The organism is Bradyrhizobium sp. in8p8, from assembly GCF_000426845.1.
Taxonomy (GTDB): domain Bacteria; phylum Pseudomonadota; class Alphaproteobacteria; order Rhizobiales; family Xanthobacteraceae; genus Bradyrhizobium; species Bradyrhizobium japonicum_C.
This window is the reverse complement of record NZ_AUGD01000001.1, coordinates 930,586-951,042: the sequence shown is the minus strand read 5'-3', so window position 1 is coordinate 951,042 and position 20,457 is coordinate 930,586. Positions and strand designations below refer to the sequence as shown.

The 20,457-nt window shown below is 65.0% G+C and carries 15 protein-coding genes; 4 read left to right on the top strand and 11 right to left on the bottom strand.

The window, feature by feature from the left end:
• Window positions 1-137: 137 nt before the first annotated feature.
• Window positions 138-950 carry a hypothetical protein gene (locus tag K408_RS0104560; RefSeq protein WP_024336997.1) on the top strand — a complete coding sequence of 271 codons (813 nt, stop codon included), beginning with the start codon at window positions 138-140 and terminating at the stop codon, window positions 948-950.
• Here the strand turns inward: K408_RS0104560 and K408_RS0104555 are convergent.
• From K408_RS0104555 to K408_RS0104525, 7 genes are all read right to left on the bottom strand, one after another.
• On the bottom strand, window positions 922-1,908 hold the full coding sequence (locus K408_RS0104555) for an ABC transporter ATP-binding protein (RefSeq protein WP_024336998.1): 987 nt from the start codon (window positions 1,906-1,908) through the stop codon (window positions 922-924). The genes K408_RS0104560 and K408_RS0104555 overlap by 29 nt on opposite strands.
• A complete protein-coding gene (locus tag K408_RS0104550) occupies window positions 1,905-2,912 on the bottom strand; it encodes an ABC transporter ATP-binding protein (protein WP_024336999.1) in 1,008 nt (335 codons plus the stop codon). Before K408_RS0104550 ends, K408_RS0104555 begins: the two co-directional genes overlap by 4 nt.
• The gene (locus K408_RS0104545) at window positions 2,912-3,805 is read right to left on the bottom strand and encodes an ABC transporter permease (protein WP_024337000.1); all 894 of its coding nucleotides are present in this window, start codon (window positions 3,803-3,805) and stop codon (window positions 2,912-2,914) included. The genes K408_RS0104550 and K408_RS0104545 overlap by 1 nt, the downstream gene beginning before the upstream one ends.
• Before the next feature lie 9 nt (window positions 3,806-3,814).
• Window positions 3,815-4,762 carry an ABC transporter permease gene (locus K408_RS0104540; protein ID WP_024337001.1) on the bottom strand — a complete coding sequence of 316 codons (948 nt, stop codon included), beginning with the start codon at window positions 4,760-4,762 and terminating at the stop codon, window positions 3,815-3,817.
• A 42-nt stretch (window positions 4,763-4,804) separates the two neighbouring features.
• A complete protein-coding gene (locus K408_RS0104535) occupies window positions 4,805-6,403 on the bottom strand; it encodes an ABC transporter substrate-binding protein (RefSeq protein WP_024337002.1) in 1,599 nt (532 codons plus the stop codon).
• Between the two features lie 372 nt (window positions 6,404-6,775).
• A complete protein-coding gene (locus K408_RS0104530; protein WP_024337003.1) occupies window positions 6,776-8,326 on the bottom strand; it encodes an AMP-binding protein in 1,551 nt (516 codons plus the stop codon).
• An 18-nt stretch (window positions 8,327-8,344) separates the two neighbouring features.
• Entirely contained in the window at window positions 8,345-9,499 is a 1,155-nt protein-coding gene (locus tag K408_RS0104525) for an iron-containing alcohol dehydrogenase (protein ID WP_024337004.1), read from the bottom strand.
• A 308-nt stretch (window positions 9,500-9,807) separates the two neighbouring features.
• Between K408_RS0104525 and K408_RS0104520 the strand changes: the two genes are divergently transcribed.
• From K408_RS0104520 to K408_RS0104510, 3 genes are all read left to right on the top strand, one after another.
• Window positions 9,808-11,013 carry an efflux RND transporter periplasmic adaptor subunit gene (locus K408_RS0104520; RefSeq protein WP_024337005.1) on the top strand — a complete coding sequence of 402 codons (1,206 nt, stop codon included), beginning with the start codon at window positions 9,808-9,810 and terminating at the stop codon, window positions 11,011-11,013.
• On the top strand, window positions 11,010-14,171 hold the full coding sequence (locus tag K408_RS0104515; RefSeq protein WP_024337006.1) for an efflux RND transporter permease subunit: 3,162 nt from the start codon (window positions 11,010-11,012) through the stop codon (window positions 14,169-14,171). The genes K408_RS0104520 and K408_RS0104515 overlap by 4 nt, the downstream gene beginning before the upstream one ends.
• Before the next feature lie 296 nt (window positions 14,172-14,467).
• Window positions 14,468-15,661 carry an ABC transporter substrate-binding protein gene (locus K408_RS0104510; RefSeq protein ID WP_024337007.1) on the top strand — a complete coding sequence of 398 codons (1,194 nt, stop codon included), beginning with the start codon at window positions 14,468-14,470 and terminating at the stop codon, window positions 15,659-15,661.
• A gap of 66 nt (window positions 15,662-15,727) precedes the next feature.
• Here the strand turns inward: K408_RS0104510 and K408_RS0104505 are convergent, their stop codons facing one another.
• Genes K408_RS0104505 through K408_RS0104490 form a run of 4 tightly spaced genes read right to left on the bottom strand, consistent with a single transcriptional unit; the run spans window position 15,728 to window position 20,326 of the window.
• Complete coding sequence (locus tag K408_RS0104505; protein WP_024337008.1) at window positions 15,728-16,114, bottom strand: MAPEG family protein; 387 nt, start codon at window positions 16,112-16,114, stop codon at window positions 15,728-15,730.
• Between the two features lie 27 nt (window positions 16,115-16,141).
• Complete coding sequence (locus K408_RS0104500) at window positions 16,142-17,224, bottom strand: lipocalin-like domain-containing protein (protein ID WP_024337009.1); 1,083 nt, start codon at window positions 17,222-17,224, stop codon at window positions 16,142-16,144.
• Window positions 17,214-19,676 (bottom strand): FtsX-like permease family protein, encoded by a 2,463-nt coding sequence (locus tag K408_RS0104495; RefSeq protein ID WP_024337010.1) that lies wholly within the window; start codon window positions 19,674-19,676, stop codon window positions 17,214-17,216. Before K408_RS0104495 ends, K408_RS0104500 begins: the two co-directional genes overlap by 11 nt.
• Window positions 19,673-20,326, bottom strand: coding sequence for an ABC transporter ATP-binding protein (locus K408_RS0104490; RefSeq protein WP_024337011.1), 654 nt, complete (start codon window positions 20,324-20,326; stop codon window positions 19,673-19,675). The genes K408_RS0104495 and K408_RS0104490 overlap by 4 nt, the downstream gene beginning before the upstream one ends.
• Between the last annotated feature and the right edge of the window lie 131 nt (window positions 20,327-20,457).

Below are 20,457 nucleotides of genomic sequence, written 5' to 3'. Positions count from 1 at the left end.
CCCAGCGTCTGTTGATCAGGAAAAGCAAACGCTCTCAGAGAGATGTGGCGCGCGATCGCACGCTTGCAGGCAATATTGAACTTTGTTCATTTTCAGGCTACAAATATTGAACGCTGTTCAATAATCTGGAGGCTCGTATGTTGCGCGCAACTGATTCCGCCCGAGACGCCGCTGCTGCGCTCCCGACATCGTCGAGCGCGCTGGCGTTTGCCGCACCAACCATGCGCGAAAGCTGGCTGTTCGGCGCTCTCTTCGTCCTGACGCTGGCCGCGCTCCTCGCACCGGCGCTGCCTCCCGCCGCCTGGCACGTCGCGCATTTTGTCGATAACCGCTCCTGGCTGGGTATACCCAATGCGGGGGACGTGCTGAGCAACCTCGCGTTCGTTGCGATGGGTGTCTGGGGCTCCGAGCGGCTGCGCGCCCGCAATGATGCGCCTGTGGGCGCAAGCTGGTTCTTCGTGGGACTGATCCTCACTGGCCTGGGCTCGGGCTTCTATCATCTGGACCCATATGCGCCGGAGCGACTCGTAGCCGATCGCCTCGGCATGGCGGTGGCGTTTGCGGGATTCCTTGGGATTGCTGCCAGCGAGCGGATCAGCACACGCGCAGGCGAAGCGGTGCTGGTGCTGACGATGATCGCGGGCCTGCTGGCTGCCTGGGTGGCACGCGAGAATCTCGCGCCTTGGGTGGTGGTGCAGTTCGGCGGCATGGTGCTCGCCATGGGGCTGGCGTTGACGCGGCCGCGGCGGGGCGCGATTGGGGTGCGGCTCGGCGGCGTGCTGCTCTTCTACGTGCTGGCCAAACTGTTTGAGCTCGGCGATGCAGCCGTGTTCGAAGCGACCGGGCACGTCATCTCGGGCCACACGCTCAAGCATCTTGCCGCGGCTCTGGCGGCGTGGCCGGTGATCCGAGTGTTGAACCCTACTGGCTCCGTCCCGTGCCCTCGTTGAGCAGACACGCCACCTGATGCCCGTCGCCCGCATCCACCAGCGCCGGCCGCTCCGTCCTGCACCGATCCAACGCAAACCGGCAGCGCGTGTGAAACGCGCAGCCGGAAGGCGGATTGACGGGGCTCGGCACATCCCCATCAACCAGCGGCGCGAGCTTCTTGGCGAGCGGATTGGCGATCGGCACGGAGGCGAGCAGGGCCTGCGTGTAGGGATGCCGCGGATTGCGGAACAGCTCATCCTTGCCGGCGATCTCCACGATGCGGCCGAGATACATCACGGCCACGCGGTGACTGATATGAGCGACCACGGCGAGATCGTGGGCGATGAAGAGATAGGAGAAGCCGTGCTGGCGCTGCAGATCGATCAGGAGGTTGATCACCTGCGCCTGGATCGAAACGTCGAGCGCGGACACCGGCTCGTCGCACACGATCAGGCGAGGCCCCAGCGCCAGCGCCCGCGCGATGCAGATGCGCTGGCGCTGGCCGCCGGAGAATTGATGCGGGAAGTTGCGCATCTGGTCGGGCCTTAAGCCCACCTGATCGAACAGCTGCGCGACGCGGGCCTCCAGCGCCTTGCCGGTCGCGAGGCCATGCACGGCGAGCGGCTCGCCGACGATGTCGCCCGCCGTCATGCGCGGATTGAGCGAAGCAAAAGGATCCTGAAATACGATCTGCATCGAGCGGCGGTGCGGACGAAGATCGGACTTGGAGAGATGGGTGATGTCTTCTCCCACGAGGCGGATCCGCCCCGATGTCGGCTCGACCAGCCGCAGCACGCTCCGCGCCACAGTGGATTTGCCGCAGCCGGATTCGCCGACCAGGCCGAGCGTCTCCCCTACGCCAACCGCGAATGAAACGCCATCGACCGCATGCACCGTGCCGACTTGCCGGCGCAGCACGCCGGCGCGCACCGCATAGTGCTTCTTGAGGTCGGTGACTTCGAGCAGCGCCTCTGTCATGCCACCTCCGCAACCTCTTCCGCGCGCCAGCACGCCGCGAGATGGCCGCCGCCCCAGTCCGCCAGCGGCGGATATTCGGCCTCGCAACGCTTGATGGCGAGCTTGCAGCGCGGTGCGAAGGCGCAGCCCTTCGGCAGCCGCACCAGCGATGGCACGGTACCGGGGATTTCGTTCAGTCGCGCCTGCGCCGGGACTCCGGATGCCGGCACCGTCGGGATCGAGGCCATCAGCCCGCGCGTATAGGGATGCTTGGGCGAGGCGAAAAGCGCCTCGACGCTCGCCTCCTCCACCTTTCGGCCTGCATACATCACGATCACACGCTGCGCCGTTTGCGCGACGACACCGAGATCGTGCGTGATCAGCACGAGACCGGTGCCGAGTTCCTTCTGGAGATCGAGGATCAGCGCCAGGATCTGCGCCTGGATGGTGACGTCGAGCGCGGTGGTCGGCTCGTCCGCGATCAGCAGCACCGGCCGGCACGCCAGCGCCATCGCGATCATCGCGCGCTGGCGCATGCCGCCGGACAGCTGATGCGGATATTCCCGTGCGCGCCGCGCCGGCTCGGGGATGCGCACCAGCCGCAGCATCTCGACCGCGATGCCTTGTGCCTCTTTCGAAGGGATGTTCCGGTGCAGCCGCACCGCCTCGACGATCTGGTCGCCGATCCGCATCACCGGATTGAGCGAGGTCATCGGCTCCTGGAAGATCATCGAGATGCGATTGCCTCTGACGGACCGCATCTCCGCTTCGCTCAGCGCCAGCAGGTCGGTGCCTTCGAGCGAGACGGAGCCCCCCACGATACGACCGGGCGGATCGGGCACGAGCCGCATCAGGGAAAGCGCGGTCACGCTCTTGCCGCACCCGGATTCGCCGACGATCGCCAGCGTCTCGCCGCGTTTCACGCTGAAGGAAAGATCGTCGACGGCCTTGAACAGGCCGGAATTGGTGAAGAACACCGTCTTCAGGTTCTTCACGTCGAGCACGAGATCGGTTGTGTCCGCCATCAGCCGCGTTGCCTTGGATCCAGGATGTCGCGCAGAGCGTCGCCGAACAGGTTGGCGCCGAACACGGCGAGGCTGATCGCGATACCCGGGAAGATCACGAGCCACGGCGCGGTGCGGACATATTCGGCGGCGGATTCGGAGAGCATGCGCCCCCACGACGGATAAGGCTCGGGGATGCCGAGGCCGAGGAAGGACAGCGAGGCTTCCGTGAGGATGGTCGAGCCGAGCTGAGCGGTCGCCAGCACGATCAGCGGCGCCAGCGTGTTCGGCAGCACATGGCGCAGCGCGATCCGCGTCTCGCTCATGCCGATCGATTTGGCGGCCTCCACGAAGGGCTGTTCGCGCAGCGCGAGCGTGTTGGCGCGGATCACGCGGGCGACCGTCGGGATCAGCGGAATGGCGATGGCGATGATGACATTGGGCAGCGAGGGCCCGAGCGCCGCTGTCATTACCAGGGCCAGCACCAGCAGCGGCAGCGCCTGGAGAACGTCGGAGACGCGCTGGAACACGAGGTCGACCCAGCCGGAGAGATAGCCCGAAGTCAGCCCGACGATCACGCCGATCGTGCCGCCGAGAGCGGTCGAGCCGAGGCCGACCGCAAGCGAGATCCGCGCCCCGTGGATGATGCGGCTGAACACGTCGCGGCCGAATGAATCGGTGCCCATCCAGTGTGCCAGGCTCGGGCGGGCCAGCGCGCGAGCGGAATCGACCGTCAGCGGATCATAACGCGCGATGAAGTCGGCGAAGATCGCAGTCAACACGAACAATGTCATGATGACGAGGCCGGCTGCGCCCAGCACATGCCGCTGCGCCATGAACAGCACGCGACGCCAGCCGCCGGTCGCATGCGCGCCGGCCCGCCTTAGTTCAACGTCGAAGTCGATCGCGGCCAAGCTGATCTCCTAATCCGTATACCTGATCCGCGGGTCGAACACCGCATAGAGCATGTCGACGGTGAAATTGGCGAACACCACCACCACCGCGATGAACATCACGAGGTTCTGCACGATCGGATAGTCGCGCCAGCGGATCGCCTCGACCAAATAGCGCGCGACGCCCGGTATGTTGAACACTGTCTCTGTCACGATCAGGCCGCCGATCAGGAATGCCGCCTCGATGCCGATCACGGTGATGACCGGCAGGATCGCGTTCTTCAGCGCGTGCTGATAGTTTACCGTCGCCTCGGACGCGCCCTTGGCGCGGGCCGTGCGGATATAGTCCTGCCGCAGCACCTCCAGCATAGAGGATCGCGTAATGCGCATGGTCAGCGCCGCGCTGCGGAAGCCCACGGCGGCGGCCGGAACGGCGTAGGTTGCGAACGCTTCCAGCCAGGTCTGCGGATTCGGGTTGAAGATCGGCATCTGGCCGAACATCGCCACGGAGGCGGTCAGGATCAGAAGACCAAGCCAGAACGAGGGCAGCGACAATCCGCTGAGACTGACGACGCGCAAAGCGTAGTCGAGCTTCGTCCCCTGTTTCACCGCGCTGATGACGCCGAGCGGGATGCCGATCGATGCCGAGAACAGCAGCGCGAGGCCGGCGAGGCGCGCCGTGATCGGAATCCGCGGCAGGATCTCCTGAAGCGCCGGCTTTTCCGAGACGTAGGAATACCCGAAATCGCCGCGCAGGAAGCCGCTGATCCAGTGCCAGTATTGCACGATCAGCGGCCGGTCGATGCCGAGCTCCTTTTCCAGATTGGCTTTGTCGGCGGGATCGACATAGCCGGCGGCGGCGAACAGGATGTCGACGATGTTGCCGGGGACGATGCGCAGCAGGAAGAAGATGACGATCGAGATCCCGAACAGGGTCACGAGCATCAGGAACAGGCGCCGCACCAGATAGGCAAACATGCACCGCCTCCCGTCGAACCCGTCAACCGCCCGCGGCGTGCGCTACTTGTCCAGCCACACATCCTCGTAGCGATAGCCGTTATAGGAGCTGTTGGTCATGACGGTGAGACCCTTGACGTAGGGCTGCCAGCAGCTGCCCATGCGGCTGTGGAAGACGATGGGGCGCGCGACGTCCTCCTGCAGCTTCTTGTCGATGTCCCAGACCAGCTTCTTGCGCTTCTCGATATTGGTCTCCTGCGACTGCACGTCGAACAGCTTCTCGATCTCCTTGTTGCAGTAATTGGTGTAGTTGCGCTCCGAGCCGCAGGAATAGTTTTCGTAGAAGGACTGGTCGGGATCGTCCACCGCGTTGCCCGTGAGATTGAGCCCGATCATGTAGTCCTTGCGCGCGACCTTCGGGAACCAGTTCGCGGTCTCGACGACGTCGACCTCGCCGTCGATATAGATCGTCTTGAGCTGGTCGATCAGGATCACCGCGGGGTCGCGATAGATCGGGATGTTGCGTGTGGAGACCTTCACGGCCAGATGCTTGTCTGGCCCGTAGCCGGCCTTCTGCATCAGCTTCTTCGCCTCCTCGCGGTTGGCCTTCACGTCGGGCCCGTAGCCGGGAATGGTCTCCAGCATCTCCTTGGGCATGCCCCACAGGCCGTTCGGCGGCGGCAGCATGGTCCCGCCGATGTCGCCCTGGCCCTCGAACATGATGGAGATGAAAGCCTTGCGGTCGAGCGCCATCGCCATGGCGCGGCGAATGTCGACATTGTCGAACGGCGGCGAGGACGAATTGACGATGATGTTGGTCGACACGTTCGTCGGCGCGATCTCGCAGATCGCGTTCGGGGCCTGCTGTTTGACGTCCCTCACCAGCGGGATCGTCACCTCCGTCGGAAACGTCATGTCGAACTTGCCGGCGACGAAGGCGAGGATCGCGGTCGAGCGGTTCGGGATGATGGTGAGCTCGATGCCGTCGAGGTAAGGCCGGCCCTTGCGCCAATAGTCCGGATTGCGGGTCAGCTTGATGGATTCATTGGCCTTGAACTCGACGAACTTGAAGGGGCCGGTGCCGATTGGATGCGTGCGCATCTCCGCCGGCGAGACATGGCAGGGATAGACCGGGGTGTAGCCGGAGGCGAGCAGCGCCAGCAGCGAGGGCTGCGGCCGCTTCAGATTGAACGAGACCTCGGACTCGCCGTTGGTCGAGATGTCGCTGACCTGGTCGTACCAGCTCTTGCGCGGGTTCTGCCGGAACTTCTGCTGCGCCTTGCCCATCAGCATGTCGAAGGTGCATTTGACGTCGGCCGAGGTGAATGGCTTGCCGTCGTGCCATTTCACGCCCTGGCGCAGCTTGAAGGTCAGCGTCTTGTTGCCGTTCACCCAGGCCCAGCTCTCCGCGAGCTCGGGGACGATGCTGTCCATGCTGTTCTGCGCCACGTCCTGCTTGTAGATGACGAGGTTGTTGAACACGGGCATGAAGGGAACGTTGAGCGAGTAGGTCGCGCCTTCGTGGATCGAGGCATTGCCGGGACTGTCGCGGTGATACATCCGCAGAATCCCGCCCTGCTTGGGCTCGGCGGCGAGCGTTGCGGTTGAGATCGTCAGCAAAGATAACGCCGCCGTCGCGGCGAGCGCCCACACGCTCCGCATGCTCATCCTCCCTGGACACGACCTTTTGCGGCCTGTTTGTCTGACGATAGCGAGGCGCGCGCATCGAGGCAACCCGCAAGGCGCGGGCCGCCTCGACAATTCGGATGACGCAAGGCCGCAGGGCTTTCGTCTTCGCACAATGTGAGAGTGCAGTGCGAAGGGAAGGTTCCTGCATCATATTGCGCGCAGCTGCTTCGCCAATCTCACTGTCGTCCCGGGGCGCGACGACGTCGCCAACCCGAGACCATACCCACAGGGAGAAGTTGCGGAGCGAACTGGCAACTCCGAATCTTCGCCAAACCACTCCCTATGGCCAAAGTGCCGGATCTGCGCTGCGCTTGTCCGGGACGACGGCGGATGGAGTTGCAGCCCTCAGACGATCCGCGACGCCTTGTTGCCCCAGTAGCGGTCCCGCAGCAGCCTCTTGTAGAGCTTGCCGGTCGGCAGCCGCGGCAACTCCTTCTCGAAATCGACCGAGCGCGGCACCTTCTGCCGCGAAAGTGATTTGGCGCAGAACGCGATCAGCTCTTCGGCCAGGGCCGGCCCGGGCACCACACCGGGCATCGGTTGCACCACGGCCTTCACCTCTTCGCCGAGATCGGCGTTGGGCACGCCGAACACGGCGGCATCGGCCACCTTGGGATGCGTGATCAGCAGATTCTCGCATTCCTGAGGATAGATGTTCACCCCGCCTGAAATGATCATGAAGGTCGCGCGGTCGGTGAGATAGAGAAAGCGGTCCTTGTCGACATAGCCGACGTCGCCGACGGTGCTCATGCTGCCGTCGGGCGAACGCGCCTCCCTGGTCTTCTCGGGATCGTTGAAATATTCGAACGGCGTTGCCGTCTTGAACCAGACCTGGCCAGGCGTGCCGGTCGGGCACTCCTGCATGTTCTCGTCGAGGATGTGCAGGTCGCCGAGCAGCACTTTGCCCACGGTGCCGCGATGACCAAGCCATTCCTCGCTGTTGCAGGCCGTGAAGCCGAGGCCCTCGGTCGCGCCGTAATATTCGTGGATGATCGGTCCCCACCATTTGATCATGTCGTCCTTGACCTGGGCCGGGCAGGGCGCGGCCGCGTGGATCGCAATCTCCAGCGAGGACACGTCGTAGCGATTTCGCACTTCATCCGGCAGCTTCAGCATGCGCGAGAACATCGTCGGCACCAGCTGGGTGTGGGTGATGCCCCATTGCTCGACCAGCTGAAGGTAACGCTCGGGGTCGAAGCTTTCCATGATGATGACGGTGCCGCCCATGCGGATCGTCAGGTTCACGGCGGCTTGCGGCGCGGAATGATAGAGCGGTGCGGGCGACAGATAGACCATGCCCTCACGGTAGTGCCAGAGCTTGGTCAGGAAATCGAACAGCGGCAGATTGTGCTTCGGCGGCTCCTGCGGCAGGGGCCGCAGGATTCCTTTCGGCCGTCCCGTCGTGCCGGACGAATAGAGCATGGCGGTGCCGAGCCATTCATCCGAGATCGGCGTTGTCGGCAGGCCGGCGGTCACCTCGGCAAGACCGACGATGCGCTCGCTCTCTCCGGGGCCATCGGCCACGATGCAGAGCTTGATATCGGGGCAGGCCTGGATCGCCTCCCGCGCGATGTCGAGCTTGGCGACAGACGTGATCAAGATCTGCGACTGGCTGTTGGCGAGGAGATAGGCGAGCTCGCCCGGCGTCAGGAAGGAGTTGATGCAGGTGTAGTAGAGACCGGAGCGTTCGCCCGCGCCGCAGGCTTCAAGGTAGCGCGAATTGTTCTCCATGAAGACCGAATAATGATCGAGCCGCTTCAGGCCGTGCCTGCGAAACAGATGTGCCAGCCGATTGCTGCGTGCCTCGAGTTCGCGATAGGTGACTGACTCGCCTGTGCCCGCCATGATGAAGGCGGGCTGGAGCGGGCGCAGGCGGGCATGGTGACCAGTGTACATCAATCCTCCGGCTTTGGTTCATGCGGCAAGAAGCAGGATTTCGCGCACGTCGGCGGGACCCTCGATCTTGCGCGGATTACGCGGGATCCAGTTCGTGCGCATTGCCTGCTCGGCGATGGAGTCGAAATGTTCCGGCGAAACCCGAACGTCGGCGAGGCTGCGCGGCATGCCGAGCGAGCGGATGAAGGCATCGAGCACGTCGGCGGCGTCGTGGCCGGGATAGCCCATGGCGGCCGCGACGATCGTCTGGCGCTCGGCATTGTCGCGCGCGTTCCAACGCATCACCGCTGGCAGCATGATGCAGGATGTGTAGCCGTGCGGCACGTCTAAGGCCGCTCCCAGGACGTAGCCGATGCCATGGCTCGCCCCCATGGGAACGCCGGCTGCGAGCGCGCCCATCGACAGCCAGGTGCCGATCTGCGCATCCATCCGGGCATCGAGATCGGCAGGGTTCGCCTTCACCCGCGGCAATGCGTCGGCAAGCATGGCGAGGCCCTTCACCGATTGCGCGTCGGCATAAGGGTGGGTCTCATGCGAGCAGATCGCCTCGACGCAATGGTCGACGGCGCGGATGCCGGTCGAGATGAACAGCCATTCCGGCGTGTGCACGGTGATGGCAGGGTCGAGGATGGTCGCGCGCGGCACCGCCAGCGGATGGCGCAGCATCTGCTTCACATGCGCAGCCCGGTCGGTGACGCCGGCAATCGCGCTGAACTCGCCGCCGGCGATCGTGGTCGGTACGCTGATCTGCCGCACGGTCGGCGCGATCATCTCGGGCGCGACGCCCTTGTGCACGCGGATGCGCTCGATGCCCTCGATATCGTCGATGCCGTTGGCGAGGCAGAGCTGCACCGCCTTGGCGCCGTCGGTGATGGAGCCGCCCCCGACAGTGACGATGAGGTCGGCGTCCGCCTCACGCGCCGCTCGGGTTGCCGCGATCACCGCCTCCCGCGGCGTATGCGCCGGCATGGCATCGAACAAGCCGGCGCAGCGCGGGCCAAGTGCTTGCCTGATCTTCGTAATCTCGTCGGTCTGCCGGTTCAGCGTGCCGGAAACCATCAGGAAGGCCCGGCTGGCTCCGAGCCGGTCCATCTGTGCGACGATGGCTCCGGCCGCAGGATGGCCGAACACGACCTCCTCGATCGCGCCGAAAACGACACGTCCCTGGTGCACGCCTGTCCTCCCGGACATCTTATTGTTGTGATTGGCAATCTAGCCGAGGAGTCTGCGCCCGTCATGTGTGAAGACGCTGGCCCGCACCGACCCTCCCCCTCGAAGAGATGGCTAACTCGCTCGGTCTTGTGACGCGCCGACCTCAAGGTCGCGGCCATTTTCGCCTGTCAATCCGCCGTCCGGGCAAGGCGGCCTTCCAGCCATTGCGGCAGCCGCATCTTGAAGAGATCATCATCGCAACCCATCTTGTGGCGCCCGCAGGTAGAAGCGTACCATGCTTTTCTGCGGCTTTGATGTGAGGACCTGGGATGGGTGGACCGGACGGAAGCGAGCAGTTTGTCAAAAGACACGATTTCGTTCAGCCTCGTCGCAGCGCAATCGCCGGACTTGTCGCCGCAGCGTTCGCCATCACCGGTTGCGACAAGCCGGCGTCGCAGGCCGCCGCGCCAGCGCCCGCGTCAGTGACGGTCGCGCAGCCGGTCAAGCGCACCGTCACCGACTGGGACGAATTCACCGGCCGCTTCGAGGCCATGGAGGAGGTGCAAGTGCGGCCGCGCGTCGGCGGCTTCGTCAACTCCGTCAACTTCCAGGATGGCGCCATCGTGCGTCAGGGCGATCTGCTCTACGTGATCGACCCGCGTCCGTTCGAGGCGGTGGCCACGCAGGCGGAAGGCCAGCTGGCCGACGCGCGCGCCAGGGTCGAGCTCGCAAAGCGCGAGCTGGACCGCGCCTTGAGCCTGGTGCAGACCAGTGCAGTCTCCGAGCAAGTCGTCGATCAGCGCCGCCAGGCCTTGCAGGCCGCGCATGCGGCCGAAACGCAGGCCGATGGCGCATTGAAGGCCGCCAAGCTCAACATCGAGTTCACGCATGTCACGGCGCCGCTGACGGGCCGTGTCAGCCGCCATCTCGTCAGCCCCGGCAATCTCGTGCAGGGCAGCGACAGCGGATCGTCGACCTTGCTGACATCCATCGTGACACTCGATCCGATCTACATCTATTTCGACATGGATGAGGCGACCTTCATCAAATACAGCAAGCTGTGGTTCGAAGGCCGGCGCCCGAGCTCGCGCGATACGGCGAACCCGGTGCAGGTGTCTCTCGTCGGCGAGACCAAGCAATCGCGTGAAGGCACCATCAACTTCCTCGACAACCGCCTCGACGTCTCCACGGGAACGCTGCGCAGCCGCGCCGTCGTCAAGAACACCGATCAGTCGATCCTGCCCGGCCAGTTCGGCCGCGTCCGCCTGATCGCCAGTGCGCCCTACGAGGCGCTGCTGATCCCGGATGCCGCCATCGCGACCGACCAGTCCCGCAAGATCGTGTTCGTGGTCAAGCCCGACGACACCGTCGAGGCGCGCCCGGTCGTGCTCGGGCCGCTTGACGACGGCCTGCGCGTGATCCGTGACGGGCTCAAGGCCGACGATCGCGTCATCGTCAACGGCATCCAGCGCGCCCGCGTCGGCGCCAAGGTCGCTCCGCAGACTGCGCAAGCCCCGACCGGTGGCAAGTCATGAACCTCGGTCGCCTCTCCATCAACCAGCCCATCCTGGCGATGGTGCTGTCGATCGTGCTCTTGATCGTCGGTGCACTTGCCTACACCACGCTGCCAGTCTCCGAATATCCGCAAGTGGTGCCGCCGACCGTCGTCGTCACGACGCAATATCCCGGCGCCTCCGCGCAGACCGTGTCCGACACGGTCGCGGCTCCGATCGAGCAGGAGATCAACGGCGTCGAGGACATGCTGTATCTCTACAGCCAGGCGACCTCGAACGGCCAGCTCACCATCACGGTCACCTTCAAGCTCGGAACCGATCTCGACAAGGCCCAGGTGCTGGTGCAGAACCGCGTCGCGATCGCGCAGCCGCGCCTTCCCGAGGAGGTGCAGCGCAACGGGGTCACCACACGCAAGAACTCGCCCGACATCCTGATGGTCGTGTTCATGCTGTCGCCGGACGACACCTTCGACCAGCTCTACATCTCCAACTATGCGCTGCTCCAGGTCCGCGACCAGCTGCTGCGCCTCGACGGCGTCGGCGACATCCAGATCTTTGGCGCGCGCGACTATTCGATGCGGCTGTGGCTCGATCCCGATCGGATCGCCAATCTCGGCCTGACCTCGGCCGAGGTGCTGGCGGCGATCCGCGCCCAGAACGTGCAGATCGCGGGCGGCCAGATCGCCGAGCCGCCGATCGCGGACCGTGCCTTCCAGCCGAACCTGACTTTCACGGGCCGGCTGAAGGACCAGAAGCAGTTCGAGGACATTTTGATCAAGGCGGGATCCGACGGCCGGATCGTCCGCTTGCGCGACGTTGCCCGCATCGAGCTCGGTGCCTTGTCCTACTCCACCAACAGCTTCCTGCTGCGGAAATCGGCGGTCGCCATGCTGGTGACGCAGCGGCCCGGATCGAACGCGCTCGCAACGGCGAAGAACATCTCCGACACCATGACAAGGCTGAAGGAGAACTTTCCGAAGGGGCTCGACTACAACATCGGCTATAATCCGACCGAGTTCATCGCGCAGTCCGTGCACGAACTGATCAAGACGATCTACGAGGCCATGCTGCTCGTGGTCGTCGTGGTGCTGGTGTTCCTGCAGGGCTGGCGGCCGGCGATCATTCCGATCATCGCCATCCCGGTCTCGCTGGTTGGCACTTTCGCGGTCATGGCGGCGCTCGGCTTCTCCATCAACAATCTCACGCTGTTCGGGCTCGTCCTCGCCGTCGGGATCGTGGTCGACGACGCCATCGTGGTGGTCGAGAATGTCGAGCGTCATCTCGAGCACGGCTTGGGCCGGCGCGACGCCGCGCTGAAGACCATGGAGGAGGTCGGCAGCGCGCTGGTCTCGATCGCGCTGGTGTTGTGCGCGGTGTTCGTCCCGACCGCCTTCCTCGGCGGAATTTCCGGGCAGTTCTTCCAGCAGTTCGCCGTCACGATCGCGGTCGCGACCGCGATCTCCTGCTTCTGCTCGCTGACGCTGTCGCCGGCACTGGCTTCGCTGATCCTCACCCCGCATGAGGACAAGAAGCCGCCCGCCGCGTGGAACGTCGTCGCGCGCGGCTGGAACGCCTTCACGGGCGTGTTCAACCGCGTGTTCGATCGTCTTGCGCATGGCTATGCGAGCCTCGCAAACTTCGTGATCCGCCATGCGGTGGTGATGCTGCTGTTCTATGTCGTGCTGATCGGCAGCGCCGGCTGGCTGATCGTGACCACGCCGCAGGGCTTCATTCCCTCGCAGGATCGAGGCTACGTCATCATCTCCGTGCAACTGCCCGGCGCGGCCTCGCTGGCGCGCACCACGGAGGTCGTGCGCGAGATCGAGCGGATCTCGCTGGACACGCCCGGCATCGTCCGCGTCGCCGCTTTCGCCGGCTTCTCCGGCGCCACGCGCACGCAGGCCGGCAATGCCGCGGCGCTATTCCCCGTGTTCGACGAGCCGGAGACCCGGCTGAAGAAGGGGCTGTCCGCGAACGCAATCACGGCCGAGCTGCGCAAGCGCCTGTCCGCGATCCAGGGCGCGTTCATCATCGTGATTCCGCCGCCGGCCGTGCCCGGCATCGGCACCGGAGGCGGCTTCACCATCCGTATCCAGGACCGACAGGGCCGCGGGCCCGAAATGCTCGCAGCCGCGACCGACGAGCTGGTCGCTGCCGCGCGCAAGGCGCCGAGCCTCACCTCGGTGTTCTCGCCGTTTACGGCCAATACGCCGCAACTCTTCGTCGACATCGACCGCACCAAGGCGCAGAAGCTGGGCGTTCCCATCGCCAACATCAACGACACGATCCAGACCTATTTCGGATCGACCTACGTCAACGACTTCAACCTGTTCGGCCGCACCTACCACGTCACCGCGCAGGCGGACTTCCCGTACCGCAAGGAGCAGAGCGACCTTGCGCGCCTGCGCACGCGCAATGCGTCCGGCGACATGGTGATGCTCGGCAGCGTCGTCGAATTCAAGGACGCCTCGGGCCCTGACCGCGTCGCGCGCTACAATCTCTATGCAGCCTCCGAGCTCCAGGGCGAGCCGGCGCCGGGCATCAGCTCGACCACTGCGCTCGACACCATCAAGCAGCTCGCGAACGACACGCTGCCGAGCGGCTTCACCTTCGAATGGACAGATCTGTCCTATCAGCAGGTCACCGGCGGCAATGCAGGTCTCTATGTGTTCCCGATCTGCGTGCTGTTCGTCTATCTCGTGCTCGCCGCGCAATATGGCAGCTGGACGCTGCCGTTCGCTGTGATCCTGATCGTGCCGATGTGCCTGCTCGCGGCCACCCTCGGCGTCGGGATCATGGGGCAGGACGTCAACATTCTCACCCAGATCGGCTTCGTCGTGCTGGTGGGACTGGCGGCGAAGAATGCGATCCTGATCGTCGAGTTCGCGCGCGACATCGAGAATGAGGGCAAATCGCGGCTGGAGGCGGTGATCGAGGCCTGCCGCCTGCGCCTGCGGCCGATCCTGATGACGTCGTTCGCCTTCATCCTCGGCGTGCTGCCGCTGGTGATCTCGAGCGGCTCCGGCTCTGAGATGCGTCAGGCCGTCGGCGTCGCCGTGTTTTTCGGCATGATCGGCGTCACGCTGTTCGGGCTTCTGTTCACGCCGATCTTCTACGTGGTAGTGCGGAACCTGGCGGAGGGACGCAGAGACAAGAAGCCGAAGATCGTGGCCTCCTAGGTGCCGGCCATTGCCAACAGCGCACCCGCATTCACGCTGTCGTCCCCGCCTCCTGCGCAATCGCGCATGGGGACCCATACCACAGGGAGACGTTTTGAGCGAAGGAGCAACTTCGACTCTTCGCCAAATCTCTCCCTGCGGCCAGGTCCGGATCTGCGCTGTGCTTGTCCGGGGCGACACCGGTTGTTGGCGCGTACCCTCCATACTAATGACCAACGTGAAACGGATGGGCACGCGCGCGGTTCTTCACTAGTATTCGCGCGATTTCACAACAGAAGACTGTCGGGAGCTAACACATGAAATCAGCCCTTTTGGCCGCCGTCGCAACCTCTGCCGTATTGCTCGCCGCACCGGCCGCCGCGCAAGGCGTCAAGATCGGCATTCTCAACGACCAATCCGGCGTCTATGCCGACTACGGCGGCAAGTGGTCGGTCGAGGCAGCCAGGATGGCGATCGAGGATTTCGGCGGCGAGGTGCTGGGCCAGAAGATCGAGCTTGTCACCGCCGATCACCAGAACAAGCCGGACCTTGCAACCTCGATCGCGCGGCGCTGGTACGATGTCGAGAATGTCGACATGATCACGGAGCTGACGACCTCCTCGGTTGCGCTCGCGATCCACGAACTCTCCAAGGAAAAGAAGAAGATCGACATCGTCGTCGGGGCCGCGACCTCGCGCCTGACAGGCGATGCCTGCCAGCCCTACGGCTTCCATTGGGCCTACGACACCCGGGCGCTCGGTGTCGGCACCGGCGGCGCGCTGACCAAGGCCGGCGGCGATACCTGGTTCTTCCTCACCGCGGACTACGCCTTCGGCTACGCGCTGGAGAAGGACACCAGCGAGATCGTCACCGCCAATGGCGGCAAGGTGGTCGGATCGGTGCGCGTGCCGCTCAATTCCTCGGACTTCTCCTCCTTCCTGCTGCAGGCGCAGAGTTCCAAGGCCAAGATCGTCGGCCTGGCCAATGCCGGCCTCGACACCACCAACTCGATCAAGCAGGCATCCGAGTTCGGCATCGTCTCCGGCGGCCAGAAGCTCGCCGGCCTGTTGATGACGCTCGCCGAAGTGCATGGCCTCGGCCTGCAGGCCGCGCAGGGCCTGGTGCTGACGGAGGGCTATTATTGGGACGTCAATGACAAGAGCCGCAATCTCGGCGAGCGATTCCTCAAGCGTACGGGGCGGATGCCGAACATGATCCAGGCCGGCACCTATTCGGCGACGCTGAGCTATCTGAAAGCGGTCAAGGCCGCCGGCACCAAGGATCCGGATGCCGTCGCCAAGAAGCTGAAGGAGCTGCCGGTCGACGACGACTTCGCGCAGGGCGGCAAGGTGCTGGAGAACGGCCGCATGGTCCACGACATGTATCTGTTCGAGGTCAAGAAGCCCTCGGAATCGAAGAAGCCCTGGGACTATTACAAGCTGCTCGCCACCGTCCCCGGCGACAAGGCCTTCTTCACCGCCAAGGAAAGCGGCTGCCCGCTGACGAAGTGACGCGCAGCGTCATTCCGGGTTCGGCGCTAGCGCGCCGCCCCGGAATGCCGGCTTGTGTCTCACCCCTCACACCAGCCGCAACACCACCGCGCCCAGCGCTCCTGCCCACAACGCCATGGCGGCGATGCTCTGGATCGCGAATCCCGGGCCACGCTTGGCCGCAGCCTTCGAATAACCGACGAAGTAGACGATGCGGCCGATGATCCAGACCACGCCGATACCAGCCGCAATGGCATCGCTGATATAGACCGCGAACAGCCACAGCGCCGGCAGGAAGATCGGCATCCATTCCAGCGTGTTCATCTGGATGCGGAAGGCACGTTCGAAATCGGGATGGCCCGACATCGCAGGCACCTTGACACCGGTCGCGGTGCGCGAGCGCGACACGTTGATGGCAGTGAAGAAATAAAACGCGATCGCCAGCAGCGTGACGAGAGCGGTGAGATGATACATCGTAAATCCCCTTGAAGCGAGTGCGCTTCAATAGCCGGTCAGCTCGAGATAGCCAACGCCGTCATGCGTCCCGGCAAAGCTGATCGGTCCCTCCCAATAGGAGAAGCCGGTCCCCATCCAGGCCTTCGGGTTGAGCGGCTTGCAGGCGATCGAGAGCGAGCGCGAGGGGATCGCGATTTGCCATTCCACGGGCACCTTGCGTCCCGCGATATCCGCCGTGCCTTTCGGCATCATCTGAATATCACTACCTGCAATCATCTGTGTCTCGCCCGTGGCGCTGATCCAGTTGCCGAACGGATAGTCCCTGCCGTCCTTCTGCCGCAGCCGGTACAGCATCAGCTTGTCGCCGGATGCGAGATGCAGCGATAGCCAGTCCCAGCCGGTCTGGTCGGCGTCGAGCGGCTGGCTGCTCCATTCCCTGTCCATCCAGGCCTGGCCCGAGACATCGATCGGCTTGTCGTCGATGATGAGCGTGCCTCGGGCCCGGTAGAACGGCTGGCTGTAATAGTAGGACGCCTGTCCGCGCTCCGACTTGCGGCTGTAGCCCCCGTCGCCTTGCAAGACCACCGGCCGTTCGGCCTCCAGCGTCAGCGCATAGCTGAAATCGGTGCCGGACGCCTTCAGCGTCAGCGGCGCCAGTGTGCGATCGTCAGTGCGCTCCAAGCCCTTCATCTCCCAATCGTCGATCCAGGCATCGAACGGCTTGGCCGTGACGCCGGCCTGACCCACGCCGCCGCGCGAAAACGTTTCGGAGAAGCGGTGGGTGTCTGCGCGCGTCGCCGCGGCATGCGCCATCCACACCTGTTGATTGGCCCAGCCTTCGCCTTGCGGACCCGGCTGCGCGGCCTGGCGGAACAGCGTCCATTGCAGCCCGCATGCTGCGCCGCTGCCGTCGACGAGGTTTGCCGTGAGATACCACCACTCGATCCGAAACTCGGGATGCGGCCCGTGATCGGCGGGAAAGGTGAATGTCCGTCCCGGCGTGACCTTGGCGAAGCCGTCGGCGGCCTCGCCGAGGCCGGCATAGCCTTGCGCGCTGGCGCGCCGTACGAATGCCAGGGCGGCGATGCTGGCGGCGAAGGTACGTCGCGAGATCCTGTCAGCGCTCATTGGCGAACACCTTGACGAGGCTGGCCGGCCGCATTCGCGCCAGCCGCGCCACCGGCAGCAGCGCCGCAACCAGCGAAGCGAGCAACGCCACCGCGACGAGCTCGATCAATTGTAACGGAAACACGTGGAACGGCAGTCGCCAGCCGAACGCCTTCACATTGACGATGGCGATCAGGCACCACGCCACCAGTAGGCCGAGCGGCACGGCCAGCAGCGCCGTGAAGAGTGCGACCGAAAGCGTCTTGGTCAATTCGATCGCGGCAAGGCGCGGCCGCGTGATGCCGATCGCCCAAAGCGGCGCGAGCTGCGGCAGACGGGAGGTGGCCAGCGTGAGCAGGCTCGTGAAAAGCGCAATGCCGGCAACGCCGAGCGTGAAGGCGTTCAGCGCCGAGGTTACCGCGAAGGTGCGGTTGAAGATGCGAATCGATTCCGCCTTCACCGTCGCCTGGTCGGCGACACCGCGGTCATCGAGCGCGAACTGCTTCTGCAAGGCTGCGATCAGGCCAGGGATATGGTCCTTCGCGACGACGAGGCCCATCCGCGTCTGCGGCGTCTGCGGAAACTGCCGGATCAGCGCCGCGACATTCACCGTGAGCTGCCCCTTTGGGTTGCCGTAGTCGGCATAGATGCCGACGACGTCGAGCGCCCAGGCGCCGCCCGGCGCCGGCACTTCGATCACGTCGCCGATCCGCAGATTCAGCTGGCGGCTCAATTGCTCGCTGACGAAGGCGGCGTTGCCCGGCACCAGCCGGGTCCAGGCGCGCGGCACGCTCTCCAGCAGCGGCCAGCGCTCGCGATAGAGCGCGTGATCGGGCAGGCCCAGCACTTCGACCGATTGGCCCCGGATCTGCGTCTCGGCGCGTCCGCCCGAGAGGACCGCCTGAACGTCGCCGCGCTCCTTCAGCCAGTTTCGAATCGCGGTGCCTTGCGCATTGTCGGACGCGCTGATGTAGACGTCGGCGGCGAGCCGCCCCTCGAGCCAGCCGATGAAGGTACGGCTGAAAGTTTCCACCATGGTGGACACCCCGACATTGACGGCGAGCGCGAGCAGCAGCGCCATCAGCGCGAGCGAAAGGCCGGAGAGCTGCTGCCGGCTGTCCGCCCAGAACCACAGCGCGAGCGGCCCTCGCGCGGCGCGCTGGCCGGCGAGCAGGATGATCTCGAGGAAGGCCGGCAGGATCAGCGCCGCGCCCAGCATCAGCGCGGCCAGTACGCCGAACCCTGCGATCAGCGATTGTCCGTAGTGGAGGAGCAGCAGCGCAACGGCGAATACGGCGCAGGCGGCGAGGCTCTGCAGCAGCAGCCAGCGCCGCTGCCGCTGCTGCCAGGCGCGCGGCTGCGCGGTCGCCAGCACCGGCATCCTGATGGCCTTGATCAGGCTCGTCGCGGCCGCCACCAGTGCGCCCGCGACGCTGATGCCGATCCCGGCAAGCCACCATTCGGGGCGCAACGTGAGCTGCCCCGGGATCTGCGCGCCATAGAGCCCGCGCAACGACGCCGCGACGTCCGGCAGGAGCGCCGCAGCGATGAAATAGCCGCATGCAAGCCCGATCAGTCCGGCGACCAGCGCCAGCGCGACCAGCTCGATCACCAGGACGGTGTTGACCAGCCGCGCCGAGGCACCGCAGGCCCGCAGCGTCCGCAGCATCGGCAGCCGCTGCTCGAAAGCGAGGCCGACCGCCGAGTTGACGATGAAGAGGCCGACGAAGAAAGACAACAGGCCGAATGCAGTCAGGTTGAGATGAAAGCTGTCGGTGAGGCGCTCAAGCTCCGTTTCGGCATCCGGCTCGACCCGCTGCAGTTGATCGCCGACGACGCTGGCCAGCGGCGCCGGTTTGCCCCTGGGCTTACCGATCAGCAGCCGCGACACTTGGCCCGGCTTGTTGAGAAGGCGCTGCGCCACGCCGATATCGACCACCAGTACGTCCGGCACGAGCTGCGGCAGCACGCGCAGCGGTGGCAGTTTTGCGCCGTTGCTGATCGCCGGCGCCGCGCCTTCCGACTCCCCCAGGCCGCTCAGCGTCTCCCGTGCCAGTAGCGTCTGGCCCGGCGCGGCAACGAAGCTGCTCAGATCCGCAGCGCCAAGGCGCGGCGCGTTGCCGACATCAGTCGGCAATGTCACCGGCTCAATGCCGAGCAGCCGGAGCGAGCGTCCGTTGATCTGCACCCGTCCCTCCAGCGCCGGTGACACCGGCCAGCCCGCCCGGCGGAGTTTGACGAACAGCTCCTGCGGAAAAGTCGCCGCATTGGGCGCGACCAGCATCGCCGTGCGGGCGCCGCCGAACGTCGCCGCAGCGCGGTCATAGGCATTGCGGGCTTGCTGGTTGATCGCCTGCACGCCGCTCCACAGCGCCGTCGCTGCGATCAGTCCGACCAGCAGCGTGGCGAACTGCATCTTGTGGCGCCGCCAATGGCTGAGCAGCACGGCGAGGATCCACAGCGCGCGTCTCATGCGATACGTCCGGCATGCAAGGTGAGGTGACGGTCGAGGGTGGCAGCCAGATGCAGGCTGTGCGTCACCATCAGGAAGCCGCAGCCGGTGCGCGCGACGAGGTCGCGCGTCAGCGCCAGCACGTCCTCGGCGGTGGTTTCGTCCAGATTGCCGGTCGGCTCGTCCGCCAGCAGCAGCGAAGGCTTTGTCGCCAGCGCCCGGCCGATCGCGACCCGCTGTTGCTGGCCGCCTGATATTTGTTCTGGATAACGTTTGAGCAGGCTGCCGAGCCCGAGTCGCTCGACGAGCTCTTTTGTCCAGGCCGCATCGTGCCGGCCCGCGATCCGGGCCTGGAAGGCGAGATTGTCCGCCACCGAGAGGCTCGGGATGAGATTGAATTGCTGAAAGACCAGCCCGATGCGGTCGCGCCGCAGGCTGGCACGCCCCGCATCCGACAGCCTGGTGACTTCGATTTCCTCCAGCCTGATCGTGCCGCCATCGGCGGCATCGAGCCCCGCGATCAGGTGCAACAATGTGCTCTTGCCGCTGCCGGACTCGCCGGTCAGCGCGACGCGCTCGCCGTGCCTGAGATCGAGATCGACGCCGCGCAGCACGTGGACCGGCTCGCCGGCGGAGGAGAAGGTCTTGGAGAGATTTCGGATGCTCAGCACGATGAATGGCGCCAGACGGAATTGACGGAATTGCTGCGTAGCACACCTGCTGCGGAAATGCCGGGTTGCGTTGGTTGTGGAGCCGTTGTTAGCTTTCAAGGCGGCCAAATCAAAAAAGTGCCGAAAAACCA